This window comes from Pseudomonas sp. Irchel s3b6 (assembly GCF_900187415.1).
In the GTDB taxonomy this organism is placed as follows: domain Bacteria; phylum Pseudomonadota; class Gammaproteobacteria; order Pseudomonadales; family Pseudomonadaceae; genus Aquipseudomonas.
On record NZ_FYDM01000001.1, the window covers coordinates 501190 to 528164 of the forward strand.

Genomic DNA, 26975 nt, shown 5'->3' on the forward strand with positions numbered 1-26975 from the left:
TCGCACGCAACAACTGCCTGGCTCCTCTCGCATCGAGGGGCCTGGCAGCGCCTTGCCTGAATTTACCCGCACACTCAAAAACAACAATAAGGGTTTTACATGAACGCTCGCTCAATCTTCGCCCTGGCCGGCCTGGTACTGGCCCCCCTGACCGCACAAGCCCTGACCCTCAATGACGACTTCGGCCTCGAAGTCACCCTGGGTGCCGTCAGCGACTATCGCACCCGTGGTATTTCGCAGACCCTGGGCGACCCGGCGATTCAGGGGGGCGCCACGTTGCTGCACAGCAGTGGCCTGTACATCGGCGCCTGGACCTCGAACGTGGACTTTGGCGGTGGCTACAATACGCGCCAGGAACTCGAGTACTACGCCGGCTACTACTGGCAGGCGACCGAGGCCATCAGTCTCGACCTTGGCTACATCAAGTACGACTACCCCAAGGACAGCCAATTTAACCTGAGCGAGGTCTACGCCGTCCTTGACCTGTATGGGGTCAAGCTCGGCGCCTACTACTCCAACGACACCCCGAACTACTTTGGTGAAGACCAGGACACCCTGTACGCCTACGTGGGCTACACACTCGCCTTGCCGGCCGAGTTCGGCCTGGACCTGCGCGTGGGGCACAACGACGTGAAGGACCCGGCGTTCTGGACCGCCAGCGGTGATAACCGCGAGTCCTACTACGAGTGGGAAGCCAAGCTGACCCGTGACTTCGTGGGCGTGACCTGGGGGCTGAGCTATGTCGACACCGACCTGTCAAAAAGCGAATGCGCCAGTTGGTATGGTTACAACGATCTGTGCGAGGCCACGGTGGTAGCCAGCGCCAGCAAAACATTCTAAGTTCATGCCCGTACAACAAAAACAACAGCCGCTTTCGGTTCCGCCAAGGAAACACCCCCATGACCCAGGTCATCGATAGTCCCAAACGCAGCTCACTGATCGAGACACGCTCGATCGATTTCATCCCCGAGGCCGAGCGTCACGGCAGTCTCTACAGCCAGTTCACCCTGTGGCTCGGCGCCAACCTGCAGATCACCGCCATCGTCACCGGGGCCCTGGCCGTGGTGCTGGGTGGCGATGTGTTCTGGTCGCTGATCGGCTTGCTGATCGGCCAACTGCTGGGCGGCGCGGTGGTGGCGCTGCACGCAGCGCAAGGGCCCAAGCTCGGGTTGCCGCAGATGATCTCCAGCCGCGTGCAGTTCGGCGTCTATGGCGCGGCCATCCCGATTGTGCTGGTGTGCCTGATGTACCTCGGTTTCAGCGCCACTGGCGCGGTGCTGTCAGGGCAGGCCATCGCCCAGTTGATCAGTGTCAGCGACAGTGCTGGCATCCTGATTTTTGCCGCCTGTATCGCGTTCCTGACGATCTTCGGCTATCGGGTCATTCACCTGGTTGGCCGGGTGGCCAGTGTGCTGGGCATCATTGCCTTTGCTTACCTGTTCACCCGCCTGATGACCCTCAACGACATCGGCCTGTTGCTGGACAATCGCCACTTTGGCTGGAGCACCTTCCTGCTGGCGGTGTCCCTGTCGGCATCCTGGCAGATCGCCTTTGGTCCCTACGTGGCCGACTACTCGCGCTACCTGCCGAGCAAGACGTCGTCGTGGAAAACCTTCGCCGCCGTCGGATTGGGCACGGTGCTGGGCGCCCAGGCGTCGATGGTGCTGGGGGTATTTGCCGCGGCGTTGGCCGGGGCCAACTTTCGCGGGCATGAAGTCGCGACCATCGTCGGCCTGGGCAGCACCGGGGTGATGGCCTCCTTGTTGTACCTGAGCGTGGTCTTCGGCAAGGTCACGGTGTCCACCCTCAACGCCTACGGCAGCTTCATGTGCGTGGCCACCATCATCAGCGGCTTCCGCCGTCGCCTGGAGATTACCGCCGGGCAACGCATGGTATTCGTGCTGCTGATTGTCGCGGCATCCACCACGCTGGCACTGCTGGGGCAGTACTCGTTTCTCACCTCGTTCAAGTATTTCATCCTGTTCCTGCTGACCTTCTTCACTCCCTGGAGCGCGATCAACCTGGTGGATTACTACTTCATCAACAAAGAGCGCTATGACATCCCGGCATTGTCCGATCCGGCGGGACGTTATGGCCGCTGGAACCTGTTGGGGATCGGGACGTATGTGATCGGTGTGTTGATCCAGTTGCCGTTTGTCGACACCCATTTCTACTCGGGACCGATGGTCGCGCAGCTGGGTGGCGTCGATATTTCCTGGATCGTCGGGCTGGTGGTGCCGGGTATGCTGTATTACCTGCTGGCCCGCTCGTCCGCCATGGCCGCGTTGCCCGAGCCAGGCAGCAAGGCTTGAGTGTATAGACCAGAGAGCGCTCACCCGGACGGGTGGGCGTTTTCCAGCCCGAGTCAGTTGACCTGGCGCCTGTCGATACGAAAAAGCCCGCACAAGGCGGGCTTTGGAAATCGAGTAGGTGGCCGGTGCTGGTCTCCGGCTTACAAGGTTTATCAGGCCTCTCACAGAAAAGATTATTCAAATTGGGCTTTTCTGCTTCACACGGCATAAGGGCTGGATCCCAGCGCGGAGATCTTTCTAACCGTGTACCCTTCGGAACGCGCCCCACGTCTCCTTGCTATCCTCTTGCGCATCAGTCTGCGTCTTCACCTACACCTTCAGGATAGCAAAGCTAGCTCGAAGCAAGTCGGGCTTGTTAGACCGATTGCGTTCAAGGGAAAAGGCGGCAAGCTGGAAAAATGCTATCGCTTGCCGACTCTTCTGGCGGCCCCTCAAAAAGAATGAGCCTCTACCACCTGCTTGACCCTGGCGAGTGCTTGCTCAAGTGCGTCCAGCGCCAGCGAACCCAATGCGAGCCTGATCGCGTGAGGCGGATGGGCGGAGGTTGCGAAGGGCTCGGCGGTGGACACTGAAACCTGCTGCTCCATCAACGCCGTCGCGATCCGCTCAGCCCGAACCTCTTCGCCCAGCGGCAGCCAGAGGAAGTAGGAGTTGGGATGGCTGATGCAGGTAAAGCCGGACAACGCGGCCCTGGCCATGGCTTGCCGGTAGGCGGCGTCCTGGCGTTTTTCTCCCTCCAGGCGCGTGACCGTGCCGTCGTCGAGCCACTGGCAGGCAATCGAGGTCATCACGCCCGGGGTGTTCCAGACCGTGGCGCGGATGGCTCTTTCCAGGGCCGGGACCCAGCCGACAGGCGCCGCGACAAAGCCGACGCGCAGGCCGGTGGCGACGCTTTTCGACAGGCCGGACACGTACACCGTTCTTTCCGGCGCCCGTGCCGCCAGGGGCGCCGGCGGATCTTCGGCCAGGAAGGCATAGGCGGCGTCTTCGATGATGATCAGGTCATGCTCGCGGGCGATGCGCACCAGGCGTTGCCGCCAGTCCTCGCTGGCGACCCAGCTTAATGGGTTGTGCAGGGTCGGCATGGTGTACACCGCTCGTACCTTTCTGCGTTTGCACAAGTGCACCAGGGCATCCAGGTCCGGTTCGCAGCCGGCAGAGGGGATGGGCGCCAGCTCCAGGCGCTGGGTGTCGGCGAGGACTTTGAAACCGGGGTAGGTCAAGGCATCCGTCGCCACCACATCGCCCGGGCGCAGCAGCCCCATGACGGTCGTCGCCAGGCCGTGCTGAGCGCCACTGACCATCAGCACCTGCTCTTCACCGACGTCCAGGCCCCTGCAACGCAGATGCCGGGCCACGGCGGCGCGCTCATGGGGACGGCCGCCGTGGGGTTGATAGCGCAGCAAGGCTTCCAGATCGCCCGACGTCGCCAGTTGGCGCAAGGCGCCCCGCAGCAACTCGGCCTGGCCGGGCAGGGCGGGGTAGTTGAAGTTCAGGTCCAGCACGCCCGAAGCGACTGCGTGCTGGTCGATGCCCAGCCCTGGCGGCAACGAGGTCTCCCGGACAAAGGTACCGCGCCCGGCTTCGCCACTGACCAACCCCATGGCCTCCAACTCCCCATAGACCCGGGTCGCGGTGGCCAGTGCCAGGCCTTCGCGGGTCGCCAGTTCGCGGTGGGTGGGCAGGCGCGTACCCGGTGTCAGGCGTCCGGCGCGAATGTCGGCGGCGAACGCGTCCACCAGGGACTTGTAGCGGGAGCGGGCCATGGCGTTGTATCCAGTACAATAATTTGATTGTACTGATTATTCGCCATAGCCTGCGTCCGTACAACCGCCGACCTGCGGCGGCTGCCAGCCACTTCTGTGCGAAGGCCTCCTCATGCATATCGCGATTCTCACGTTCGAAGGTTACAACGAGCTCGACTCCCTCATCGCGCTCGGCGTTCTCAACCGCGTCAAGAAACCGGGATGGCGCGTATCGATTGCCAGCCCGAGCGCCCGCGTCCGTTCGATGAACGGGGTGGTGATCGAGTCCACCGCCACGCTGCGCGAGGCCAGTGAAGCCGAGGCGGTCATCATCGGCAGTGGCTCGCTGACACGCGAAGTCGTCGCGGACAGCGCCCTGATGGGGCAATTGCAGCTTGATCCGTCACGGCAACTGCTGGGGGCGCAATGTTCGGGCACCCTGGTGCTGGCAACACTGGGGCTGCTCGATGGCGTGCCGGCGTGTACCGACCTGACCACCAAGCCCTGGGTCCAGGCGGCCGGCGTTGATGTGCTGAACCAGGCGTTCTTCGCCAACGGTAACGTCGCCACCGCCGGTGGATGCCTGGCCTCGCCCTATCTTGCGGCCTGGGTCATTGCTCGCCTGGAAGGTGTCGAAGCGGCCGAAAGCGCATTGCACTACGTGGCCCCGGTGGGGGAAAAGGAGGCGTACGTGGCGCGCGGGATGGGCAATATCGCGCCGTATTTGTAAGCGCAGTGGTTGTCGGACCCCGGCGGGATTGGAGCATGCACGGCCCCAATCCCGCCAAGTGCAGGGTTAGCCCGCCAGCAACGCTGGGGTTCGAGGCGGGATCAATCGTTTGGTCCCGGTCGACTCAAATGCCGAGGCCAAGCGCAGCAGCGTCGAATCGTCATAGGCCCGACCGGCAAACGTCAGTCCGACGGGCATGCCGATGTCCGGCATGACGCCCATCGGCACGGTGACCGTGGGCACGCCCAGGTGGCGGATGGCAAGGTTGCCGTTGGCGACCCAGACACCGTTGCTCCAGGCAATGTCCGCCGCCTGCGGATCGACATCGGCATTCGCCGGTGCCACGTCGGCCACCGTCGGGAACAGCACCGCATCGAGCCCCAACCGGTCCATCCAGTCCTCGAGATCGATGCGCCGGGTCTGTTCCAGGCCCCGCAGGCCGTCAGGCACGGTACTGATCTGGTCCCAGGGGGTAATGCCGCGCTCGGCCATCCGCACGTACTCGTCCATGCCCGCGGCAAGGTCACCTTCCCGGTTGGGGAGGGTTCCCGGGTCGTGGGGGAAAATCAGCGGTCCGTCCACGTCGACCAGGCGGTTCAATTTGGGGTCGCCATTGGCCTGGAGAAAGTCATCGAAGGCCCAGGCCGTCAGGTCCCACAACTCATGGTGCAGGAACTCCTTGGACACCAAGCCCCGGTTGTATACGGTCGGCGCACCGGGACGATCACCCTCGCAATTGGAGACCAGCGGGAAATCGACCTCGATCACTTCGGCGCCAGCGGCTTCAAGTGCCTGGCGAGCGGCTTCCCAGAGCCCGATCACCGAGGGTCGGGTGTGGATGCGCTGGCCTGTCGGGCCACCGATACCGGGCGCATCCGCCGTGCCCGCTTCGGGGTCGGCATTGATGTACATGCGCGGCACGCCCAGGCGCTTGCCCGCCAGTGCCGAGGCATTCGCGGCGAGTGCCTGGTAGGAGGCCGGACGCACCGAGGCGACGCTCGGCAGGGGCACCCAGGGTTGCATGCGCCACAGATCGCCCCGGGTGTCGGGGTCCTCCGCGACCACCACGTCGAGCACCTCGAGCAGGTCCGCCATGGTTCTGGCGAACGGCACCACAACGTCCATGGTGGGCGTCAGCGGCCAGTTGCCACGTACCGAGATCACCCCACGCGACGGCGTATAGGCACACAAGCCATTGTTCGAGGCCGGGCCCCGACCGCTGGACCAGGTTTCTTCGGCCAGGCCGAATGCGGCGAAACTGGCCGCGGTGGCGGTGCCTGCACCGTTGGACGAGCCTGAGGCGAAGGGGGCGGTCAGATAGTCTGCGTTGTACGGACTCTCCGCCCGACCATAGACCCCGCGCTGCATGCCGCCGTTGGCCATGGGCGGCATGTTGGTCTTGCCCAGGCAGATCGCGCCCGCGGCGCGCAGCCGTTCGATGGTGAACGCATCGCGATGGGCGATCAGGTTGGCGAAGGCCGGGCTGCCTGAAGCTGCGGTGAGCCCCTTGACCAGGTAACTGTCCTTGGCGGTGTAGGGGATGCCATCGAGCGGACCCCGCGTCTGACCCTTGGCCCGACGCGCATCGGAGGCCTGCGCCTCAATGAGTGCGTCGGGGTTGCGTACCACCACCGCGTTGAGGGCAGTGGGTGTGTCGGGGCCGTCGTAGGCCTCGATCCTGGCGAGATAGGCCTGGACCAGTTCAACCGCCGTGGTCTGGCCGGATTCGAGCGCTGCGCGCAGTTGGGCAATGGAAACCTCGGTGACCTCGATCATGGGGTTATCACCGTCGGCTGATGAGGGGCGTGGTAAAGGTGTTCATCACGCGGGATCCTGTGCTCAGGGGCATCACTTGTCTCAAACTGGGTGTTCATATCGGTTCTCATGCGCAGCATGCGTCAGGTCGCAAGCGCATAGTTTACTGGCGATTGCCCATTCGAAAAGCACCCGTCTGCACCTTTCGGGTTTTCCCGGTCGTGAGGGATTCTTGATCACCGTCAATCGCCTAGTCCGGCCGACACTGTAGCCTGCAAGACAACCCGTTGCTGTCGTCGAAACCACAAGGCCTGTTGCCCATGAGCGAAGTTGTGCTGACTCACCTCGATTCCGATGGCCACGCGCGGATGGTCGATGTCACCGAAAAAAACGTGACCTGCCGCGAAGCCATCGCCGAAGCCTGGGTGCGGATGCGTGCCGAAACCGCGCAGTTGATTGTCAGCGGTGGCCATCCCAAGGGAGACGTGTTCGCGGTGGCGCGGATTGCCGGGATCCAGGCGGCCAAGCGTACCAGCGAGTTGATTCCGCTGTGTCATCCGTTGCTCCTGAGCAGCGTCAGCGTGACGTTGAGCCTGGAGAGCGACAATCGGGTGCGCATCGTCGCAGGCTGCAAGCTGGCCGGGCAGACCGGGGTCGAGATGGAAGCGTTGACCGCCGCCAGTGTCGCCGCCTTGACGCTGTATGACATGTGCAAGGCGGTGGACCGTGGCATGAGCATCGAGTCGGTGCGCTTGCTGCACAAGAGCGGCGGCAAGAGCGGTATCTATGAGGCGCCAACCCCATGAAACTCACTGTGCATTATTTCTCCCGCTACCGCGAAACCCTGGGGCGCGACGCCGAAGTCATCGAGGGGCAGTTCGCCTCGCTCGATCAATTGCGCCAGCACCTGGTAGGCCGCTCCGGCGCCTGGCAGGTGCTGGCCGAGCAGCACCTCATGTGTGCCCGCAACCAGGACATGTGTGGGCTCGATGAACCCTTGAAGGACGGCGATGAAGTGGCGTTCTTCCCCACGGTGACAGGGGGCTGAGACGATGATTCGAGTACAGACCGCCTGCTTTGATCCCGGCGCCGAACTCAACGCCCTGCAGGCCGGCAGCACAGGGGTGGGCGCGGTGGTGAGCTTTGTCGGTTATGTGCGGGATTTCAACGCAGGCCAGGACGTCTGCGGGATGTTCCTTGAACACTACCCGGGCATGACCGAAAAGGCCCTGGGCAAGATCGTCGACGAGGCCCACCAGCGCTGGCCGCTGCTGGGCCTGGAACTCATCCACCGGGTCGGCGCCTTGCAGCCGGGGGACCCGATCGTTTTCGTCGGCGTCACCAGCAGTCACCGTCAGGCGGCTTTCGAGGCCTGTGCCTTTGTCATGGATTACCTGAAAACCCGTGCGCCGTTCTGGAAGAAGGAGCAGGGGGTCCAGGGCGCGCAGTGGGTCGAGGGGCGCGACAGCGATCACCAGGCGGCACAACGCTGGGCCGAAGCTGTTCCGGGGGGCACATGAGCTATCCGCTGCTGCTGACCGTGCATCTGTTTGCTGCGCTGGTGTTTATCGGCACGGTGTTCTTCGAAGTCCTGTTCCTGGAGAGTATCCGCAAGCAGCTACCGGCCAGGGTCATGCTGTTGCTCGAGCAGGGCATCGGTCGGCGCGCCAGGACCCTGATGCCCTGGGTCTTGCTGGCGTTGTTCGGTGCCGGGCTGGGCATGGTCTGGTTGCGCTACCTGCCGGTCCTGGCCGCGCCGCTGGCATCGTCGTTCGGCACCTTGCTGCTGTTGAAAATCCTGTTGGCCGTCAGCGTGCTCATGCATTTCTTCACCGCGATGTTCCTGTTCAGGCGCGGGCGCATGAAGGCCCGTTACCTGAATGTGATTCACCACAGCCTGTTCGGGCACATGGTGGCCATCGTGCTGTTGGCCAAAGGCATGTTCTATCTGACCTGGTGAACGGGACAGACGGTGGAGCCGCGCGGCACCGGCGCTTGATGCAAATCAAGGAGCCTTGAGCGATAACGCTGGACACTGGCGACCTGCAGCCAGTCTCGGAGCTCTGTCATGGCCGATTTACTCCACGCCCGCCGCGAGCCCTTCGTTCGCCACGACCAAGGCGTGCTCGACCCCAATTGTCATGTCGACACCCGCAAGTTTCATGGCGGGATCGGTTCTCTGGATGTGCTGCGGGCATTGCGTGTCAGTCGCCAGAAATGTCGTCCGCTGTCGTTGAACGTGCAGCTTCCCGCGGGTTTCAGGTCTGAGCCTCATTTTCAGTGTCTGCTGCGCGAGATCGACCTGCTGGGGTGTCACCTGGGGGCGGGGCAACGTGTCGAGCAATTCCACCTGGGCGGAGGAACCCCGCAGGCGCAGCCTGTGCAACGGCTGATGGCGCACCTGCGCAACCGGTTCAACGTTCTCGGACACGAGTGCGGCGACTACAGTGTCGACGTCGATCTGCATCACACCGATTGGGCGATGATGGGCGTGCTGCGTGAGCAGGGGTTCAATCATGTGAGCATCGGTGTCCCGGACATCGGCACCGACGGCGAGCGGTCAGCGACCTGCTACCAGAACCCCGCACCGATCCACTCGCTGATCGACGCCGCCCGCACCTTCGGTTTTCGCTCCGTCAACGTCGACCTCGGGTACGGCCACGCCTGGCAGACCCCGCACAGCTTCGCCCTGAAACTGGCGGCCATCATCGAGCTGGAGCCGGATCGCGTGCAGGTGTTCGACTACGACCAGCCGCCACCGCGCTACCGGCACGGGCACCACGCCGCCGATGCCTGCAGCGAGGACGCCAAGGGCGCGATGCGCCGGATCTGTTTTGAACAGTTGCTGGCTGCCGGTTATCAACCCATTGGCCTGGGGCAGTTTGTCCGCCCCGACGATGACCTGGCGATCGCGCAGGAACGCGGCCGCTTGCGTCGTACCTGCCACGGCTTCACCCGGCACGGCTACTGCGATCATGTCGGCTTTGGACCGGGTGCCATCAGCCAGTTCGACGAGTTGTATGCGCAAAACACCGAGGACCCTGAGCACTATCTGCAGCAGCTGCACAGTGGCCAGTTGGCAATCTGCCGTGGCTGGCGCTGCGAGGCGGGCGATCAGGTCAGGCAGTTGGTGATGGAGCGCCTGGCCTGTGACCTGGAGCTGGATATCCGGGCTATCGAAAGCCGTTACGGACTGATTTTTCGCCAGTACTTCGCCGCCGCCTGGCAGTGCCTCCGGCAGATGAGCGAGGACGGCCTGGTTGAGCTCTCGGAGCGCTTTATCAGCATTCTTCCGGCCGGACGGCTGGAGGTGGACGCTATCTGCCAGGTGTTCGAACAGGACGTGAACCACCCGGGGCACTCATCCCCTCAAGAGTTGATCGATCATGATGCCTGTCTTTGATTTCAATCGTGCCCTGGTTCGCAAATATGACCGTCCGGGGCCGCGCTACACCTCCTATCCCACGGCGCCGCAGTTCCATCAGGCCTTTGCGGTCGACGACTATCGGCAAGCGGTGCAGGCCAGCAACCAGTTGGCCGTGCCCAAGCCGCTGTCCGCCTACATCCACATTCCGTTCTGCCAGAGCCTTTGTTACTACTGCGCCTGCAACAAGATTATCACCCGCAAGCCCCAGCGCGCCGTGGAGTACCTGGGCTACCTCAAGCGCGAGATCGCCATGCAGGCGGCCTTGTTCGACCGCACTCGAACACTCACGCAGCTGCACCTGGGGGGCGGCACACCGACGTACCTGAGCGACGAACAATTGGCCGAGCTGATGGCGTGCCTGCATCAGGCCTTCAATCTGGATGACAGCGATGACCACGAGTTCTCCATTGAGGTCGACCCGCGCACCATCAGCACCGGGCAGGTGCACACGCTGCGTGGGCTGGGTTTCAATCGCCTGAGCTTCGGCGTGCAGGATTTCGATCCGGCGGTACAGGCGGCGGTCAATCGCCAGCAAAGCGAAGAGCAGATCTATGCGCTGGTCGCCGCCGCGCGCGAGGCGCACTTCAAGTCGGTCAGCGTCGACCTGATCTATGGCCTGCCGTTGCAAACGGTGGACAGCTTCGGTGTCACCCTGGACAAGATCATCGCACTGCGCCCCGACCGGATCGCCGCCTACAGTTACGCCCACATGCCGGAACTGGTGCGCGCGCAACGGCTGATTCGCCCGGCCGACATGCCGCCGCCGGAGCGCAAGCTGGAGTTGCTGGAACTGACCATCCGCCGTCTGACCGAGGCCGGTTACGTCTACATCGGGATGGATCACTTTGCCTTGCCCGAGGACGAGCTGACACGGGCCCGGGCCAATGGCACCTTGCAACGCAACTTCCAGGGGTATTCGACCCATGCCGACTGTGACTTGATCGGCCTGGGCGTATCGTCGATCGGCAAGGTCGGCGACAGCTACAGCCAGAGCGTCAAGGAGCTTTCGCAGTACTACGCGCGGATCGATCAAGGCCTGTTGCCGGTGCATCGCGGCTACCGCCTGAGTGCCGACGACCTGTTGCGCCGGGAGGTGATCAGCGACCTGATGTGTCATGGCCGGGTCGATTTCTCCCGGTACGAAAGGCGCCATGGCATCGATTTTCGAGAGTACTTTGCCGACGCCCTGGGGCAACTCCAGGAGCATGTTCGTGACGGTCTGGTGCAGATTCATGCCGACGCTTTGCACCTGCTGCCGCAGGGGTACCTGATGATGCGCAGTACGGCCATGGCGTTTGACGCCTACCTTGGGGACGGGCAAAAAGGCCTGTTTTCGCGCACGGTGTGAGCCGCTGGCCGTGCGCTTGACGGCGATCAAGTTTGCCGGCCGTGGCGCTTGCCGAGTGATCGCCGGGGCCCGTAGCGTGTTCCTTGAACCCGCTATCGAATCAGGTATCCCATGGACCCCAGGCATGCGTGCGAACCCTTCTACCAACCGCTGAATAATGAGCAGGCGCTGTTCGAGCAAGCCTGGCGACACGGCATGCCGGTCCTGATCAAGGGCCCCACGGGCTGTGGCAAGACCCGCTTCGTCCAGCACATGGCCCACCGCCTGAACCTGCCGTTGCATACCGTGGCGTGCCACGATGACTTGAGCGCCGCCGACCTGATCGGCCGGCACCTGATTGGCGCCCAGGGCACCTGGTGGCAGGACGGGCCGCTGACCCGCGCGGTACGCGAAGGGGGCATCTGTTACCTCGACGAAGTGGTCGAGGCCCGCCAGGACACCGTGGTGGTCCTGCATCCATTGGCCGACGACCGTCGTGAGTTGTTCCTGGAGCGCACCGGCGAAGTGCTGCGGGCACCGCCATCCTTCATGTTGGTGGTGTCCTATAACCCCGGTTACCAGAACCTGCTCAAAGGCATGAAGCCCAGCACCCGACAGCGTTTCGTGGCGATGCGCTTCGATTACCCGGCGCCCGCCGAGGAAGCGCGCATCGTCGCTCGCGAGGCCCGGGTGGACGCCGCGCTGGCGAACCAGGTGGTCGGGTTGGGGCAGGCATTGCGCCGCCTGGATCAGCATGACCTGGAAGAAGTGGCGTCCACACGCTTGCTGATCTTTACCGCGCGCATGATCGGTGCCGGCATGAATCCCCGCGAGGCCTGCCTAGCCTGCCTGGCCGAGCCGCTGAGCGATGATGGGGTGACGGTGGCCGCGCTGATGGACGTGGTTGATGTCTACTTCGGCTGACACCGCCGGGCGCTCGCCTCGCCACTTGCCGGGGGACCTGGCGATGTGGTTTTTCATCCTCGCCGAGCTGACGGTGTTCGCCATCCTGATACTGGCGTTCGCCGTGACCCAGGCAATCAAGCCGCAGCTGTTCGTCGAAAGCCGTCTGTTGCTCAATACGTCTACCGGCCTCGCGATGACCCTGAGCCTGCTCACCGCCGGGCTGTTCGCCGCGCTGGCCCAGGAGCAAGTCAGACGCTCATGGCCTCGCCACGGCGCTGTCTACCTGCTGGCAGCGCTGCTCGCCGCCAGCGTCTACGTGGTGTTGAAACTCACTGAATACCGGCACTTGCTGGCCTCGGGGCTGGGCATGGAGCACAACACCTTTTTCACCCTCTACTGGATCCTCACCGGGTTTCATTTTCTTCACGTATTGCTTGGCATGGTCATTCTCGGATGGCTGGCCGAGCGTTGCCGCCGTGGCCTGTACGACGCCGGCAACCGCAGCGGATTTGAATCCGGCGTGTTGTATTGGCACATGGTCGATCTGATCTGGGTCGTACTTTTTCCGCTGGTCTACGTTCTGAATTGATGGGGGGCTGATGTCAGTTTCCAGGTTTTTGCTCGTCTGTTGGGCCGCATTGGCGACGTTAAGCGTGTGCACGGTGGTGCTGGCACAGTCCGGCACGACGTGGCCGCTGTCCATGGCCATTTTGCTGGTGGCGGTCGGCAAGGCCTGGCTGATCACCGATGGCTTCATGGAGCTGCGCCGCGCACCGCGATTGTGGCGAGGGTTGATGCTGAGCTGGGCGCTGGTGCTGGCAGCCGTTGTGGGATTGATGCTGGTGTAAGGCAGCTAACCAACCTGTGGCGAGGGAGCTTGCTCCCGCTGGGGCGCGCAGCGGCCCTAAAACCAGTCACCGCGATATTCAGATAGAAAGCAGGTGCAAATGCGGCCGCTACGCAGCCGAGCGGGAGCAAGCTCCCTCGCCACAGGTATGTGCCTGGCTTCCTGGCGCCAATACCCGAGTGAAACCATCGGCGTTTCTTGATCGCCATCAAGCAGATTCCAGACCCTCGCTTCCTATCATGGACGGGCCAAGCAAAGAGGAAGCGACCATGTCAGAGACCTTCACCAAAGGCATGGCCAGGAACATCTATTTCGGGGGGAGCGTGTTCTTCTTCCTGATATTCCTGGCCTTGACCTATCACACCGAGCAGACCTTTCCTGACCGCAGCAATGCAGCGCAATTGACCGAATCAGTGATTCGCGGCAAGACGGTCTGGGAGCAAAACAACTGTATCGGTTGCCACACGCTGTTGGGCGAGGGCGCTTACTTCGCGCCTGAACTGGGCAATGTGTTTCAGCGCCGCGGCGGCGAGGAGGCGTTCAAACCCTTCCTGCATGCCTGGATGAAGATGCAGCCCCTGGGCGTACCCGGGCGTAGGGCGATGCCGCAATTCAACCTGAGTGAGCAGGAAGTCGACGACATCGCCGAATTCCTCAAGTGGAGCTCGAACATCAATACCAATGGCTGGCCGCCAAACAGGGAGGGCTGAGTGATGAGCATTGCCAATCCACATCTGAAGTTCGCCTCGCAAGCCGTGGCCAAACCTTACTTCGTATTTGCCCTGATCCTGTTCCTGGGCCAAGTGTTGTTCGGTTTGATCATGGGCCTGCAGTACGTGATAGGGGACTTCCTGTTCCCGGTCATTCCTTTCAACGTCGCGCGGATGGTGCACACCAACCTGCTGATTGTCTGGCTGCTGTTCGGTTTCATGGGGGCTGCCTACTACCTGATTCCGGAGGAGGCCGACCGTGAACTGCACAGCCCGAGGCTGGCGCTGATCCTGTTCTGGGTGTTCGCCGCCGCCGGTGTGCTGACCATTCTCGGTTACTTGCTGGTGCCTTATGCGGGCCTGGCGAAGCTGACCCACAACGAGCTGTTGCCGACCATGGGCCGGGAGTTCCTGGAGCAGCCGACCATCACCAAGATGGGCATCGTGGTGGTGTGTCTGGGGTTTCTCTACAACATCGGCATGACCCTGCTCAAAGGCCGCAAGACCACCGTCAGCATGGTCATGATGACCGGGTTGATCGGCCTGGCGGTGTTCTTCCTGTTCTCCTTTTACAACCCCGGCAACCTGGCCCGCGACAAGTTCTACTGGTGGTGGGTGGTGCACCTGTGGGTGGAGGGTGTGTGGGAACTGATCATGGGCTCGATGCTGGCCTTCGTGCTGATCAAGATCACCGGGGTGGACCGGGAAGTGGTGGAGAAATGGCTCTACGTGATCATCGCCATGGCGCTGATCACCGGGATCATCGGCACCGGTCACCACTTCTTCTGGATCGGCGCACCCGAGGTCTGGCTGTGGGTGGGCTCGATCTTCTCGGCACTGGAGCCGCTGCCCTTCCTGGCCATGGTGATCTTTGCCTTCAGCATGGTGAAGAACCGCCGTCGGCAGCACCCGAACCGCGCCGCCACGCTGTGGGCCAAGGGCACCACCGTGACCGCCTTCTTCGGTGCCGGAGTCTGGGGTTTCCTGCACACCCTGGCACCGGTCAACTTCTACACCCATGGCTCGCAACTGACCGCCGCCCACGGGCACCTGGCGTTCTACGGTGCTTACGCGATGATCGTGATGACCTTGATCAGCTACGCCATGCCACGCCTGCGCGGGCTCGGTGAGGCCGCCGACGAACGCTCGCAGACCCTGGAGATCTGGGGCTTCTGGTTGATGACCCTGTCGATGGTGCTGATCACCCTGATGCTGACCGCCGCCGGCGTGGTGCAGGTGTTGCTGCAACGTTGGGCAGAGGACGGCAGTGCCTTGCCGTTCATGGCCACGGTCGAGCATCTGCAAGGCTTGTTCTGGGCGCGCCTGGTCAGTGGGCTGGGGTTCTTCGCCGGGCTGCTCTGCTATCTGGCGAGCTTCCGCCAGCGCGCTCGTGCCGCGTTGCGCGCACCGGCGGCGGTGGTTCCATCATGAGTCGCCGTTAGGTCTGGAAAGGGTCGGTCCGGCGGTGACGCCGGGCCGTTTTTTGGCACATGAAACCAGGAGGCTCCATGGCCTTCACCCTTGAATTGGAAGAATGGGTCGGTAGCGTCTGGCATCGCTTCATCACCCGCCGCGCGAGCCCGGACTTCCCCGAGGCCCGGGTCGAACTGGCCCCGCGGCAACGCTCGCTGGCGCTGTTGCAGCGGGCCATGGGCGATGTCGGCAACCGGGGCGTGGAAGCTGCCAGCGAGCGTGACCTGCTGCTGCGGCGCACCCTGTTGCAGCAGATCGCCGGCACCTGCCGGCAAGTGCCGTTGGCCTGGTGCGACGCGCAGAATCTGCGTCTGCCGGCGAGCCTGGCGGTGTTTCCCGATGCCGGACTGAATGAGGAACTCTATCGCTGGCTGGCACTGTTGGCGGCGCATTCCGGGCCGATGCGGCACTGGGGCCGGGACAATCAACGCTGGACCCAAACTCTGTTGCAGCGCTATCCGCCGTTGCGCGCCCGCTATCGGCGCCTGGTCGAGGCCCATCTGCAACTGCGTCCGGATCCGGCGTCGCTGAGCCCTGCCGAAGCCGCGCTGGAGCGCAGTGTGTGCCAAGCCCTGCGCGAACCGGGCAGTGTCAGCGAGTTTGTGCGCAGCGAGCGGGCGGCCTGGCCGGTGCCGCTGTGGCTGTATCCGCCGCTGCATCTGGCCAGCCCGCAAGCGGCGGATGTCGAGGAGTCGGATGAGTGCCTGGCGACACCTCCGGGCGAACAGCAAGGCGGTCGCAAGCGCGCTACGCGGATCGACGACAGCACGCGCCAGGGTGGGCTGCTGGTGGTGCGCCTGGAGAACCTGTTCAGTTGGACCGAGCACGTGGACCTGGATCGCTGGTCGGATGATCGCGAAGACCCCGACGCCGCAAGGGTCGCCGATGACCTGGACCAACTGACCCTGTCGCGCACCCGCCTGCGCAAGGGCGGTGGTCTCAAGCTGCACCTGGATCTGCCACCGGCGGACGTCGATGACATCCCCCTGGGGGCGGGCATCAAGTTGCCGGAATGGGACTATCGCCAAGCACGTTTGCGGGACGACTTCGTCAACCTGCAAATGCTCGTGCCCCGTGATTCCCAGGCGCAGCCGCTGCCTGCGCGGCTCAAGCCCTCGGCGCAGCGCTTGCGGCGACAGTTCGAACACCTGCGCAACGACCGGCAGTGGTTGCGGCAGCAGCCCCAGGGCAGCGAGTTGGATATGCAGGCCTGGCTGGATTTTCACGTCGAGCGTGCACATGGGCAATGCGCCGAGCGAGGCCTGTTCATGGAGCAACGCCAGACTCGCCGCGATCTGGCGTGCCTGTTGCTGGCCGATCTCTCGATGTCCACCGATGCCCACCTGAACACTGAACATCGGGTGATCGATGTGATCCGCGACAGCCTGCTGCTGTTTGGCGAAACCCTGTCGGTGCTGGGCGACGACTTTGCCCTGTACGGGTTTTCCTCGTTGCGCCGCCAGCAGGTGCGGATGCAGGAACTCAAGGCGTTCGATCAGCGTTATGACGACACTACCCGGGGGCGCATTCAGGGGCTCAAGCCGGGTTACTACACGCGCATGGGGGCCGCCATCCGCCAGGCCACCCAACTGCTGGGCGACTGCAAGCGGCGGCGCAAGCTGTTGTTGTTGCTCACGGACGGCAAGCCCAATGACCTGGATCTGTACGAGGGGCGCTACGGCGTTGAAGACACCCGCCAGGCGGTGCTGGAGGCCAGGCGACAGGGGCTGACGCCGTTTTGCATCACCATCGATCGTGAAGCCGGTGCGTACCTGCCGTACATGTTCGGCGGCCATGGCTACACCCTGATCCACCAACCGCAACAACTGCCCCTGCGCTTGCCGCAGCTGTATCGGCAATTGACCCAGCCTTGAGGGTAATGCTGTTCAGTTAAGCGAACGCCGACCTTTTGTAGGAGCGAGCGGGCTTGCGATGGACGTTAACGATAACGCGTGTTTTCTGATTAAACGCGCTGCTCTTGAGTTCATCGCGAGCCCGCTCGCTCCTACAAATGCGGTCTCATCTTCTTAAATGAACAGCATTACAGCCTTGAGGGGGGGAGGATGGCGGCGAGCGGCCGCGCTTAACCGCGCGGCAGCCAGAAAAACATCGTCACGCAGAAGATCGCAAGGCCGATGCAAAACCACCTGAAGCGTCGTAGCGTGCGTTGTCGGGCACCGTTCGCCAGCGCCGACAGGGGCATGCCGCAGTGGCTGCAAGTACTTTGCCGAGGCGGGTGGGGGCGTTGGCAATACAGGCAGACGGGCAGGGCATTCACTCGAAGTGCTCCAGGCGCGGACGGTCGAGAATGACAATCTGGCGGCCGTCCTGGGTGATGATCTTCTCATCGATCAGGCGGCGGATGATCCGCGAGAAGGTTTCCGGCTGGATGGACAGGTGGCCGGCAATCAACTGCTTGGCCATCGGCAACTCGAAATGGCGCTCGACCGGCTGCAGGTGCATCAGTTGCGTGAGCAGGTAACGCACGACCCGGTGGGTGGCGTTTTTCAGCGACAGGGTTTCGATTTCGTTGACCCGTTGATGCAGGCGCATGCTGAGTTTGCCGAGCAGGGCGAAGGTCAGGCGGCTGTTGCTCTGCAGCAGGCGCATGTAGGTGCTGTTGCTCAGGCGATAGAGCTGCGTGGGGCCCACGGCTTCAGCCGAGGCCACATAGTTGGGCGTGTCCATCAGCATCATCGCCTCGGCGAAGGTTTGTCGCGGGCCGATGACTTCGAACACTTTCTCCTGCCCGTCCGGGGTCAGGCGGTAGATCTTCACCGCACCGGCAATCACAAAGTAAAACGAATCGGCGGGCTCGCCCTGGCGAAACAGCGGTTCGCCCTTGTCGATGCTCAGCAAATGGCTGGACCCCATCAGCTCATCCAACTGTTCTTCATTCAAGGGCTCGAACAAGTGATGGCTGCGCAGAATCTGGTGATGGACGCGGTGAAGCACCATGAGAATTCATCCTGATAGCGGAAAAAGGGGGGAGCCATAGGGGTAGGAGCGAGCGTGCTCGCGATGAACTCAAGAGCAGCGCGGTTAATCAGAAAACACGCGTTATCGTTAACGTCCATCGCGAGCTTGCTCGCTCCTGCAAAGGTCGGCATTCGCAGGCCAAGCCGTCAAACCAGGCCCAGGGAGATGCCACTGGCCAAGGCGATGACCGAGCTGAGGACGACAAACCAAGCCAGTGGCTGGATAACGTTATTCATGACGACTCCGGCGGAGTGAAAGGGGATCAAGGTGGCATGGCTTGAGCAAGACTCGGGCCAGGCGCGCCTCCCTAGCATTTAGTGGGTTTTTCAAAATCATGAGGTCAAAATGACCAAGGTGTTACGAGTCAAAATGACCATCATCTTGTCATTTGGACCATTTTCTTGGTGGTCCTCGCGATGAGGGGGACTGCCGGGACCCTTGTGTGCCGGCACCGCAGTCTCACCACGGGGGCAGGGCACGGCCCTTGCAAGTCCTGGTGTGACAGCAGGCGGGCAGTTTGCCCCCGTTGTTGCCCGGTAAGCTTGATTTGCGACAAAGGCAGTGACGCGTCATTACCGGATGATTGCCTCGGAATTCAATTCGTCGCGAGCGGACCCGTGTCAGGTCGGCAGCGAGGTAAAGGAGTGGCTTGATGCAAGTACTTGACCGCCGTACGGCGATGGCCATCGCGCCAGTGTTACGCCTGGCTTTCCGGCCGTTGTTCCTCGCCGGCGTTTGCCTGGCGTTGCTGGCGATACCGCTCTGGCTGATCGCCTTGAAGGGGGGCGTTGGTGACTGGCAGCCCGCCGGTGGCTGGCTGGCCTGGCATCGGCATGAGCTGTTGTTCGGTTTTGGCCTGGCGATCATCGCCGGCTTCCTGCTGACCGCGGTACAGACCTGGACCGGCCAGCCCGGTCTGAGCGGCAAGCCGCTGGCGGCACTGGCCTTGCTCTGGCTGGCCGCGCGGGTGGCCTGGCTGGTGAATCTGCCATGGCCGCTGGTGGCGCTGCTGGAACTGGCGTTTCCGTTGGTGGTGGCGGGGCTGATGGGGCGCTCCCTGTGGCGCGTGAGGCAGCAACGCAACTACCCGATTGTCGTGGTGTTGCTGCTGTTGGCGGCGGCGGACGGCTTGTCGGTGTACGGCCTGGCACAGGGCCATGAAGGCTGGCAGCGCCAAGGCGTGCTGACCGGCATCTGGCTGGTGGCGGCGATGATGGGCTTGATCGGTGGACGGGTCATTCCGTTCTTCACCCAGCGTGGCCTGGGCCGGACCGAGGCCGTTGCCCCCTGGGCCTGGCTCGATCGTCTGTTGTTGGCAGGGGCGGCGCTGGTGGCGCTGCTGTATGCCGCCGGGCCCGCGCTGTCGGCCAATCTCTGGATCGGCCTGCTGTTCGCAGCATTGGCGGCCGGGCACCTGGTGCGCCTGGTGCGCTGGCATGACCGCGGGCTGTGGCGCGTGCCGTTGCTGTGGTCGCTGCACCTGGCCTATGGCTGGTTGGCGCTGGCGTGCCTGGGCATGGCGCTGTGGCATTTTGGGGTGGCACTCAACCCCAGCCTGGCGGTGCATTGCCTGACGATAGGGGCCATGGCCGGGCTGATTCTGGCGATGATCGCGCGGGTCAGCCTGGGGCACACCGGGCGTGCATTGGAACCGCCGTCGGGCATGACCCTGGCGTTCATTCTGCTCAACCTGGCCTGCTTCAGCCGGGTCGTACTGGTGCTGGTGCTACCGGTGGCGGCGTTGTGGCTGGCGGGACTGTGCTGGGCCCTGGCGTTTGCGCTATACGCTTGGCGCTACGGGCCGATGCTGCTGCGGGCCCGGGTCGACGGGCATCCGGGATAAGCGCACGGCGCAGGAGGCGGACGATGATCTATCCCTTTTTACTGGTCACCCATTTGCTGGCGGCCATCGGCTTCATTGGCACACTGTTTTTCGAGGTGTACATCTGGCACTCGGCGCGTCGGCAATTGGCGGCGGATGCCCGGGCAACGGCGGACCAGGCCATTGCCGTGCGCTCGCGCAAGGTGCTGCATGGCGTGGTGCTGGTGTTGTATGGCGCAGGTCTTGGCCTGGCCTGGCAGCATCGCAGTGTCCTGAGCCATCCGCTGGACAGCCGTTTTGCCAGCCTGTTGAGCCTGAAGATCGTGCTCGCCCTGAGCATCGTCGGGCACTACCTGCTGCTGGCGTACTGGCTGCACCACGCACGGCTGACAGAGGCCCGGGCCAGCTGGATTCGCCGCAGCATCCTGGGGCACATGCTGCTGATCGTGATCCTGGCCAAGGCCATGTTCTATTGGCACGGTTGAACGTCGGTGCGTTGACCGCCAGGGTTTCTTGATCAGTGAGGACTTTGTGCTGATGCATCACCCATTCAACGCCCGCTGTTGATGGTGATCAAGGTGTTGCTGTGCACGGCCTCGCAGACTGTGCGCAACCTCACCGGAGATCACCGTCATGCCCCTTTCCCTGGCTCAGATGCGTCGCAACTACACCCTCGATGGCCTGCAGGAGGAGGGCGCGCCGGACGATCCATGGCGGTTGTTCGGCCAGTGGCTGCAACAGGCCCGCGATACCGAACAGGCACCGGTCGAGGCCAACAGCATGCTGTTGGCCACGGTCGACCGTGAGGGCCGGCCGCACTGCCGGGTGTTGCTGCTCAAGGGTTTCAGCGAAGCCGGCTTGACCTTTTTCGGTCACTACCAGAGCGCCAAGGGCCAGGAACTGGCCGCCAACCCCCATGCCGCCATGACGTTCTTCTGGCCGGCGCTGGAGCGCCAGGTGCGGATCGAAGGGCAGGTATCGCGCCTCGACCCGGATCTGTCGGATGCGTACTTCGATTCCCGCTCCCGGGCCAGTCAGTTGGGGGCCTGGGCATCACCGCAAAGCCATCCGCTGGCCAATCGGGCGCAGCTGGATGGATGGCTGGCGCAAACAACCCGGCGCTTCGACGGCCAGCCCGTGCCGCGCCCCGAGCAGTGGGGCGGTTACTGCCTGCAGCCGCAACGCATGGAGTTCTGGCAGGGGCGCGCCGACCGCCTGCATGACCGGCTGGACTACCGTCTGCACCAGGGGGTGTGGGCACGCAACCGCCTGGCTCCCTGAACGGCGGCGCCTCGTGGAGGTACCTCCTTGGAGGAATAGGTTCGCCGGGTGTTTCGGTTCAGGCTTGGGCCAGTCCTCATTTACGGGAAGGCTTGGATATGGCCCATCTGGCGCAACGCACGTTTCAACCGTTGAACATTGCCGTGCTGACCATCAGCGATACGCGCACCTTTGCCACCGACACCTCGGGGCAGACCCTGGCCGACTTGCTGCAAAAGGCCGGGCATGTGCTGATCGATCGTGACCTGGTGCCGGACGATATCTATCAGATTCGCGCCAAGGTCTCACACTGGATCGCGGACCCCCAGGTACAGGTAGTGCTGATGACCGGCGGCACCGGTTTCACTGCCCGGGACAACACGCCGCAAGCGGTGATGCCGTTGCTGGACAAGCATGTGGAAGGCTTCGGCGAGTTGTTCCGCCAGGTGTCCCTGGCGGAAATCGGCATGTCCAGCCTGCAGTCCCGCGCCCTGGCCGGGATCAGCAACGGTGTGCTGGTGTGCTGCGTACCCGGCTCGCCGGGTGCCTGCCGCACTGCCTGGAACCAGATTCTGCTGCAACAGCTGGACAGCCGTACCGGTCCGTGCAATTTCGCTCCTCACCTCAAGCCTCAACCACACCAGGTGCTCGAGGCGTGCGAGGTGCGCTCATGACCGGCCGGGTCTGTGACAGCGGTCAACTGATGCCCGTTGACGAAGCTGTCCGCCATCTGCTCGACCAGGCACCACCGCCGCCCTCGGTGCAGACGATTCCCCTGGATCAGGCCCTGGGCCGGGTGCTGGCCCGCGACATCCATTCGCCGCTGAGCCTGCCCTGCTGGGACAACAGTGCCATGGACGGTTTTGCCTTCAGGGCCGCCGACCTGCCCGCCACGGGGGGCTGCCTGCCATTGGCCGGACGTATCGCCGCGGGGCAGCAGGCAGGCTCGCCCTTGCCGGCGCAAGCGGCGGTGCGGATCTTTACCGGCGCGCCGTTGCCGCCGGGGGCTGACACCGTGGTGCCGCAGGAGAGCTGCCGGGTCGAGGGCGATCGCGTCTGGTTGCCCCCGGCAACGGTGGGCGATCACGTGCGCAAGGAAGGCGAGGAGATCCGTCAGGGACATCTGTTGCTCATGGCCGGCAAGCGCTTGCGCGCCCAGGAGCTGGGGTTGCTGGCCGGTGCCGGGATTGCCGAGGTCGAGGTCTATCGGCCGTTGCGAGTCTGCCTGTTGAGCAGTGGCGACGAGCTGCGCGAGCCGGGCCAGTCCCTGGCGCCAGGGCAGATCTACAACAGCAATCGGTATTGCCTGTCGGCCTTGTTGCGCGGCTGGGGCGTCGAGGTGCATGACTATGGGGTCATGGCCGATGAGTTGGCGGCCAGCCGGCATGCTTTGAGCCTGGCGTCGTCGGAGTGCGATCTGCTGTTGACCTCGGGCGGTGTCTCGGTCGGCGAAGAGGACCATCTGAAACGGGCCATCGATGAGTTGGGCAGCGTGGATTTCTGGCGGCTGGCGATTCAGCCAGGCAAGCCACTGGCGTTCGGCGAAGTAGCCGGCAAGCCGTGGATCGGCATGCCGGGCAATCCGTCGGCGGCGCTGGTCACCGCCCTGGTGGTGGTGCGTCCGTTCCTGCTCAGGGCCCAGGGCGTGAGTCAGGTGATGCCGCGGCCCGTGGCGCTGCCAGCGGGCTTCGACTGGCTGCAAGCCAACCGGCGCCGGCAGTACTTGCGGGCAAAACTGGTCCCCGATGCCGACGGGCGATTGAGCGTGCAGCTGCATCCCCAGCAGAGCTCGGCCATGTTGTCGGCGGCCTGCTGGGCCGATGGACTGGCGGTCGTGGAGTGCGAGCAGCAGGTGCGCAAGCACGACAACGTGCAATTCCTGTCCTTCGCCGAGCTGATGCACTGATGGCAATTGATTGCCGTCAAGGCCGTCGCTGCCGGTCTCGCTAGACTGGCGGCGCACTCGACACCGCGGGCCTGTCCGCACCCGGCACGACGCGCAGGTCCGCACGCACTCCTTGATGAGGATTCCCCATGCAACTGGTCTGCCCGGCAGGCAACCTGCCTGCGCTCAAAGCGGCGGTGCGCCAAGGCGCCGACGCCGTTTATGTCGGTTTTCGCGATGACACCAATGCCCGGCATTTCGCCGGATTGAACATGGACGACAAGCAGTTCGATGCAGCGGTCGCCCACATTCGCCAGCATCAACGCAAACTCTATGTCGCGGTCAACACCTACCCGCAACCCAAGGGCTGGGAGCGCTGGCAGCGTGCCGTGGACCGTGCCGCCGATCATGGCGTGGACGCGCTGATCGCCGCCGACCCCGGGGTCCTGGCGTATGCCAGCCAGCGTCACCCGCAACTGACCTTGCACCTGTCGGTCCAGGGCTCCGCGACCCATGCCGCCGCGCTGGCGTTTTATGCGCAGCGCTACAACATTCGGCGCGCAGTACTGCCGCGGGTGCTGTCGCTGGCCCAGGTGCGTCAGGTCGCGGCCAGCAGTCCGGTGCCCATCGAAGTCTTCGGCTTCGGCAGTTTGTGCATCATGGCCGAGGGGCGTTGCCACCTGTCGTCCTACATTACCGGCGAGTCACCGAACCTGTGCGGCGTCTGTTCGCCGGCCAAGGCGGTGCGCTGGAGCGAAGATGCCGAAGGCTTGAGCGCACGGCTCAACGACGTGCTGATCGACCGCTACACCCCTGACGAAGCCGCCGGCTATCCGACCTTGTGCAAGGGGCGCTTCCTGGTCGACGGCAAACGCTTTCATGCCCTGGAGGAACCCACCAGCCTCGACACCCTGGACCTGCTGCCGGAACTCGCGGCCATCGGGGTGGAGGCGGTAAAGATCGAAGGCCGCCAGCGCAGCCCGGCGTATGTCGAGCAAGTCACCCGGGTCTGGCGCGCGGCCCTCGATGCCCATCGCGCCGCGCCTAAAAGCTTCACGGTCAAGGACCAGTGGCGTCAGGTGCTGGCCGGTTTGTCCGAAGGCAGCCAGACCACGCTGGGCGCCTACCATCGATCATGGCAATGAGGGGCAGAACATGAAGCTGAGCCTGGGACCGGTCCTGTATTACTGGGACAAAGAACAAGTGGGGCGTTTTTACGCCGAGATGTCGAACCTGCCCCTGGATGTGATTTACCTGGGGGAAACCGTGTGCTCGAAGCGCCGGGCATTGTCCCTGGATCAATGGCTGGGCCTGGGGCGCGAATTGCAAGCGTGCAGCCAGGCGCAACTGGTGCTCTCCAGCCTGACCCTGATCGAAGCCGCGTCGGAGCTCTCCAGCCTGCGCCGCCTGTGCGACAACGGCGAGTTGCTGGTGGAGGCCAATGACATGGGCGCGGTGCAGTTGCTGGCCGAACGCAAGCTGCCGTTCGTAGGTGGCCCGGCGCTCAATCTGTACAACGGTCACGCCCTGGCGCAACTGCAAGATAGTGGGATGATCCGCTGGGTGCCGCCGGTGGAGTGTTCGGCGGCCTTGATCCGTGCGGTGCTTGAGCAGGTGCGTGAGCTGGGGCGTGAAGTGCCGCAAGTGGAAGTCTTCGCCTATGGGCATTTGCCCCTGGCCTATTCCGCTCGCTGCTTTACCGCCCGGGCGGAAAACCGGCCCAAGGATGATTGCCAGTTCTGTTGCATCAACTACCCCGATGGGTTGGCGCTCAGCAGTCAGGACGGGCAGGCGCTGTTCACCCTCAACGGTATTCAGACGATGTCGGCCGAGGTGACCAATCTGCTGGCCGACTATCCGGGGCTGGTGGCCAGCGGCGCCGATATCGTGCGCTTGAGCCCACGGGCCCAGGGCATGGCCGAGGTGATTGCGGCCTGGCAGCGGGTCCGCCTGGGCGAGGCGCCACCGTTGTTCGTCGAAGGCTGCAACGGCTATTGGCATGGCCAGGCCGGGATGTTGCGCGTCGAGGAGGCCGGCCTGTGTTGAATCGAAAGAAATGGCTGTTGCACGGTGCCGATCGCGTGCTCCCGCTGGTCCGGCGGGTGCCTTTTGTGGTGCAGCGTCTGGCGTTGCAGCAGGCCCTCAATCGCTGCCTTGCCGAGCCGTTGCGCGAGGGCGAGTTCGATCTGTTGCGCGGGCGCTGGCTGTGCCTGCGGATCCCGGACCTCGGCCTGGCGTGGTACTTGACCCGATCCCGTGCTGGGCTGCAGATCGCCGAGCGGGTCGAGGCCGATGTGACCATCAGCGGCAACTGGCGAGAGTTTCTGCTGCTGGCCAGTCGGCAGGAAGATCCGGACACCCTGTTTTTTCGCCGGCGCCTGGTCATCGAGGGGGATACCGAACTGGGGCTGACCCTGAAGAACCTGATCGACAGCCTCGATCCGGAGGTCTTGCCGGGCTGGTTGTGGCGCAACCTGGAGCGGGCGGGGAAGGGGTTGGCGGCAGGTTGAGGGGGCATTGAGCTGAGCGCGGAGCATTGTGGCGAGGGGGCAAGCCCCCTCGCCACAGGTTCGGTGTTCGCCTTCTCAGGCCAACTTCGTCACAGGTTCAGCCAGCGGCTGCTCACCCTGTTGACCCTCAGGGGCAATCAACCCTTTGATCTCTTCAAACAACTCATCACACTGCAGCCCCGTGCAATCCTCGCCATAGCGCTTGCGCAGCCCGTAATGGCTGAGAATCAGGTGCACATCGGCGTGCAGGCCATGTTGTTTCAAGCAGTTTTCGACGCATTGCAGGGGGCAGCCGTCCAGCGCCAGGATCCGGCGCCCGGAGCGTGCCTTGTTGACCAGGGCGCTGACATGCCCGCCGACTCCGGCGATGCAGGACATTTCGGCAAGCCCCTGGCGATCCAGGCGCAAGGCCAAGGTGTTGGCCAGTTGGGCGACGTTGGAACAGCCTGAACAGGAATAAACCAGAGGCAGGGTGGATGGGGGCATGAAGGCTCTCCGCTGATGGACCCCGCCAGTGTGCAAGGCTGTGCGCCGGGCGCCTTGATGATGGTCAAGTCCGCCCGCGCGCATCAGAGGTGGTGGGTGGCCAGCAGGTCTTGCGCGAGGATATGGATGGTGCGCCGCTCCATGGCGATCAGGCCGCTCTCCACCAGGCGATGCAATATCCGCGAGAAGGTCTCCGGCTGGATGCCCAGCTTCGAGGCCACCAGGCGTTTGGACACTTGCAACACGACCTGGCCGTTGTCCGGGTCGTGCTCCTGCAACAGAAAATTGATCACTCGCCGGCTGGCGTTGCTCAGGGTCAGGGTGTCGATGTCCTTGAGGCGCTGATGCAGGTGAATGCTCATGCTCGCCAGGATCGCCAGGCAGACTTTCGGCTGGTCTTCCAGGGCATTGCGGTAATGGTTGCCCTCAATGCTCACCAGCACGCTGTCCTTCAGCGCCGTGGCGCTCACCGGGTAATAGCGGGTCTGGCTGAACAGCAGGGCCTCGGCAAAAGTCTGTCCGGGCTGGACGATCTCAACCAGGTTTTCCTGGCCGTCTCCAGTGATCCGGTACAGCTTGACCTGGCCGCTGACCAGCAGGAAAAAACGCTTGGCCGGGTCCCCTTGGTGCATGAGCGTGCTGTGACAACTCAGGCGCTTGAGCGTGGCCAGGCCACAGACCTCCTCGAAGACCTTGTCCGGCAGTTGCTTGAACAGGTGATGACGACGCAAGACTGAAACGGTGGATGGGTGGGTCAGCATGGCGTACCTCCGCTGCCGGCCATGGTAGAACGCGCGGCCG

Annotated in this window: 29 protein-coding genes; 23 read left to right on the forward strand and 6 right to left on the reverse strand. The window is 63.6% G+C overall.

The window, feature by feature from the left end; all coding sequences use genetic code 11:
- Window positions 1-99: 99 nt before the first annotated feature.
- Together CKW07_RS02340 and CKW07_RS02345 are read left to right on the forward strand one after the other, a co-directional pair.
- Window positions 100-840 (forward strand): TorF family putative porin, encoded by a 741-nt coding sequence (locus tag CKW07_RS02340; protein ID WP_095143391.1) that lies wholly within the window; start codon window positions 100-102, stop codon window positions 838-840.
- 59 nt (window positions 841-899) lie between these two features.
- The gene (locus tag CKW07_RS02345; protein WP_095143392.1) at window positions 900-2312 is read left to right on the forward strand and encodes a cytosine permease; all 1413 of its coding nucleotides are present in this window, start codon (window positions 900-902) and stop codon (window positions 2310-2312) included.
- Window positions 2313-2743: 431 nt separating this feature from the next.
- Here CKW07_RS02345 and CKW07_RS02350 read toward each other — a convergent pair whose 3' ends face one another.
- Window positions 2744-4078 (reverse strand): PLP-dependent aminotransferase family protein, encoded by a 1335-nt coding sequence (locus CKW07_RS02350; RefSeq protein WP_095143393.1) that lies wholly within the window; start codon window positions 4076-4078, stop codon window positions 2744-2746.
- Window positions 4079-4190: 112 nt separating this feature from the next.
- Between CKW07_RS02350 and CKW07_RS02355 the strand changes: the two genes are divergently transcribed.
- Window positions 4191-4787: a DJ-1/PfpI family protein gene (locus CKW07_RS02355; protein WP_095143394.1), complete on the forward strand. Its 597-nt coding sequence runs from the start codon at window positions 4191-4193 to the stop codon at window positions 4785-4787.
- 66 nt (window positions 4788-4853) lie between these two features.
- On the opposite strand, the gene CKW07_RS02360 is transcribed toward CKW07_RS02355, so the two are convergent.
- A complete protein-coding gene (locus CKW07_RS02360; RefSeq protein ID WP_095143395.1) occupies window positions 4854-6563 on the reverse strand; it encodes an amidase in 1710 nt (569 codons plus the stop codon).
- Between the two features lie 311 nt (window positions 6564-6874).
- Here CKW07_RS02360 and moaC point away from each other — a divergent pair, with 311 nt between their 5' ends.
- From moaC to CKW07_RS02420, 12 genes are all read left to right on the forward strand, one after another.
- On the forward strand, window positions 6875-7348 hold the full coding sequence (gene moaC / locus CKW07_RS02365; RefSeq protein WP_095143605.1) for a cyclic pyranopterin monophosphate synthase MoaC: 474 nt from the start codon (window positions 6875-6877) through the stop codon (window positions 7346-7348).
- Entirely contained in the window at window positions 7345-7590 is a 246-nt protein-coding gene (locus CKW07_RS02370) for a MoaD/ThiS family protein (RefSeq protein WP_095143396.1), read from the forward strand. Before moaC ends, CKW07_RS02370 begins: the two co-directional genes overlap by 4 nt.
- A 4-nt stretch (window positions 7591-7594) precedes the next feature.
- Window positions 7595-8062, forward strand: coding sequence for a molybdopterin synthase catalytic subunit MoaE (gene moaE, locus CKW07_RS02375; protein WP_095143397.1), 468 nt, complete (start codon window positions 7595-7597; stop codon window positions 8060-8062).
- On the forward strand, window positions 8059-8502 hold the full coding sequence (locus CKW07_RS02380; RefSeq protein WP_095143398.1) for a CopD family copper resistance protein: 444 nt from the start codon (window positions 8059-8061) through the stop codon (window positions 8500-8502). The genes moaE and CKW07_RS02380 overlap by 4 nt, the downstream gene beginning before the upstream one ends.
- Window positions 8503-8610: 108 nt before the next feature.
- Window positions 8611-9945 (forward strand): coproporphyrinogen III oxidase, encoded by a 1335-nt coding sequence (locus tag CKW07_RS02385; RefSeq protein WP_095143399.1) that lies wholly within the window; start codon window positions 8611-8613, stop codon window positions 9943-9945.
- The gene (hemN, locus tag CKW07_RS02390) at window positions 9929-11317 is read left to right on the forward strand and encodes an oxygen-independent coproporphyrinogen III oxidase (protein WP_095143400.1); all 1389 of its coding nucleotides are present in this window, start codon (window positions 9929-9931) and stop codon (window positions 11315-11317) included. The genes CKW07_RS02385 and hemN overlap by 17 nt, the downstream gene beginning before the upstream one ends.
- Before the next feature lie 111 nt (window positions 11318-11428).
- Window positions 11429-12220 (forward strand): CbbQ/NirQ/NorQ/GpvN family protein, encoded by a 792-nt coding sequence (locus CKW07_RS02395; protein ID WP_095143401.1) that lies wholly within the window; start codon window positions 11429-11431, stop codon window positions 12218-12220.
- The gene (locus CKW07_RS02400; RefSeq protein WP_095143402.1) at window positions 12204-12791 is read left to right on the forward strand and encodes a cytochrome c oxidase subunit 3; all 588 of its coding nucleotides are present in this window, start codon (window positions 12204-12206) and stop codon (window positions 12789-12791) included. The genes CKW07_RS02395 and CKW07_RS02400 overlap by 17 nt, the downstream gene beginning before the upstream one ends.
- A 10-nt stretch (window positions 12792-12801) precedes the next feature.
- Window positions 12802-13050, forward strand: a complete 249-nt coding sequence (locus CKW07_RS02405; RefSeq protein ID WP_095143403.1) for a cytochrome C oxidase subunit IV family protein — start codon at window positions 12802-12804, stop codon at window positions 13048-13050.
- A gap of 268 nt (window positions 13051-13318) precedes the next feature.
- Window positions 13319-13759, forward strand: coding sequence for a cytochrome c (locus CKW07_RS02410; RefSeq protein ID WP_095143404.1), 441 nt, complete (start codon window positions 13319-13321; stop codon window positions 13757-13759).
- 3 nt (window positions 13760-13762) lie between these two features.
- Window positions 13763-15190 (forward strand): cbb3-type cytochrome c oxidase subunit I, encoded by a 1428-nt coding sequence (locus CKW07_RS02415; protein WP_095143405.1) that lies wholly within the window; start codon window positions 13763-13765, stop codon window positions 15188-15190.
- Window positions 15191-15267: 77 nt separating this feature from the next.
- On the forward strand, window positions 15268-17106 hold the full coding sequence (locus tag CKW07_RS02420) for a nitric oxide reductase activation protein NorD (RefSeq protein ID WP_095143406.1): 1839 nt from the start codon (window positions 15268-15270) through the stop codon (window positions 17104-17106).
- A 209-nt stretch (window positions 17107-17315) separates the two neighbouring features.
- On the opposite strand, the gene CKW07_RS25575 is transcribed toward CKW07_RS02420, so the two are convergent.
- The gene (locus CKW07_RS25575) at window positions 17316-17510 is read right to left on the reverse strand and encodes a protein DnrP (protein ID WP_095143407.1); all 195 of its coding nucleotides are present in this window, start codon (window positions 17508-17510) and stop codon (window positions 17316-17318) included.
- The gene (locus CKW07_RS02430; RefSeq protein ID WP_095143408.1) at window positions 17507-18190 is read right to left on the reverse strand and encodes a Crp/Fnr family transcriptional regulator; all 684 of its coding nucleotides are present in this window, start codon (window positions 18188-18190) and stop codon (window positions 17507-17509) included. Before CKW07_RS02430 ends, CKW07_RS25575 begins: the two co-directional genes overlap by 4 nt.
- 673 nt (window positions 18191-18863) lie before the next feature.
- Here CKW07_RS02430 and CKW07_RS02435 point away from each other — a divergent pair.
- The 8 genes from CKW07_RS02435 to CKW07_RS02470 all read left to right on the forward strand — a co-directional run bounded on the left by CKW07_RS02435 (window position 18864) and on the right by CKW07_RS02470 (window position 25688).
- A complete protein-coding gene (locus CKW07_RS02435; protein ID WP_095143409.1) occupies window positions 18864-20054 on the forward strand; it encodes an NnrS family protein in 1191 nt (396 codons plus the stop codon).
- A 23-nt stretch (window positions 20055-20077) separates the two neighbouring features.
- Entirely contained in the window at window positions 20078-20518 is a 441-nt protein-coding gene (locus tag CKW07_RS02440) for a CopD family copper resistance protein (RefSeq protein WP_095143410.1), read from the forward strand.
- A gap of 148 nt (window positions 20519-20666) precedes the next feature.
- Complete coding sequence (gene pdxH / locus CKW07_RS02445) at window positions 20667-21314, forward strand: pyridoxamine 5'-phosphate oxidase (protein WP_095143411.1); 648 nt, start codon at window positions 20667-20669, stop codon at window positions 21312-21314.
- Between the two features lie 98 nt (window positions 21315-21412).
- The gene (gene moaB / locus CKW07_RS02450; RefSeq protein WP_095082473.1) at window positions 21413-21967 is read left to right on the forward strand and encodes a molybdenum cofactor biosynthesis protein B; all 555 of its coding nucleotides are present in this window, start codon (window positions 21413-21415) and stop codon (window positions 21965-21967) included.
- Window positions 21964-23199, forward strand: coding sequence for a gephyrin-like molybdotransferase Glp (gene glp, locus CKW07_RS02455; protein WP_095143412.1), 1236 nt, complete (start codon window positions 21964-21966; stop codon window positions 23197-23199). The genes moaB and glp overlap by 4 nt, the downstream gene beginning before the upstream one ends.
- A 128-nt stretch (window positions 23200-23327) precedes the next feature.
- Window positions 23328-24323: a peptidase U32 family protein gene (locus CKW07_RS02460; protein WP_095143413.1), complete on the forward strand. Its 996-nt coding sequence runs from the start codon at window positions 23328-23330 to the stop codon at window positions 24321-24323.
- Between the two features lie 10 nt (window positions 24324-24333).
- On the forward strand, window positions 24334-25224 hold the full coding sequence (locus CKW07_RS02465; RefSeq protein WP_095143414.1) for a U32 family peptidase: 891 nt from the start codon (window positions 24334-24336) through the stop codon (window positions 25222-25224).
- On the forward strand, window positions 25218-25688 hold the full coding sequence (locus tag CKW07_RS02470) for an SCP2 domain-containing protein (RefSeq protein WP_095143415.1): 471 nt from the start codon (window positions 25218-25220) through the stop codon (window positions 25686-25688). Before CKW07_RS02465 ends, CKW07_RS02470 begins: the two co-directional genes overlap by 7 nt.
- Before the next feature lie 75 nt (window positions 25689-25763).
- Here the strand turns inward: CKW07_RS02470 and CKW07_RS02475 are convergent, their stop codons facing one another.
- Entirely contained in the window at window positions 25764-26174 is a 411-nt protein-coding gene (locus CKW07_RS02475) for a putative zinc-binding protein (protein WP_095143416.1), read from the reverse strand.
- Window positions 26175-26257: 83 nt separating this feature from the next.
- Window positions 26258-26935 carry a Crp/Fnr family transcriptional regulator gene (locus CKW07_RS02480; RefSeq protein ID WP_095082484.1) on the reverse strand — a complete coding sequence of 226 codons (678 nt, stop codon included), beginning with the start codon at window positions 26933-26935 and terminating at the stop codon, window positions 26258-26260.
- Between the last annotated feature and the right edge of the window lie 40 nt (window positions 26936-26975).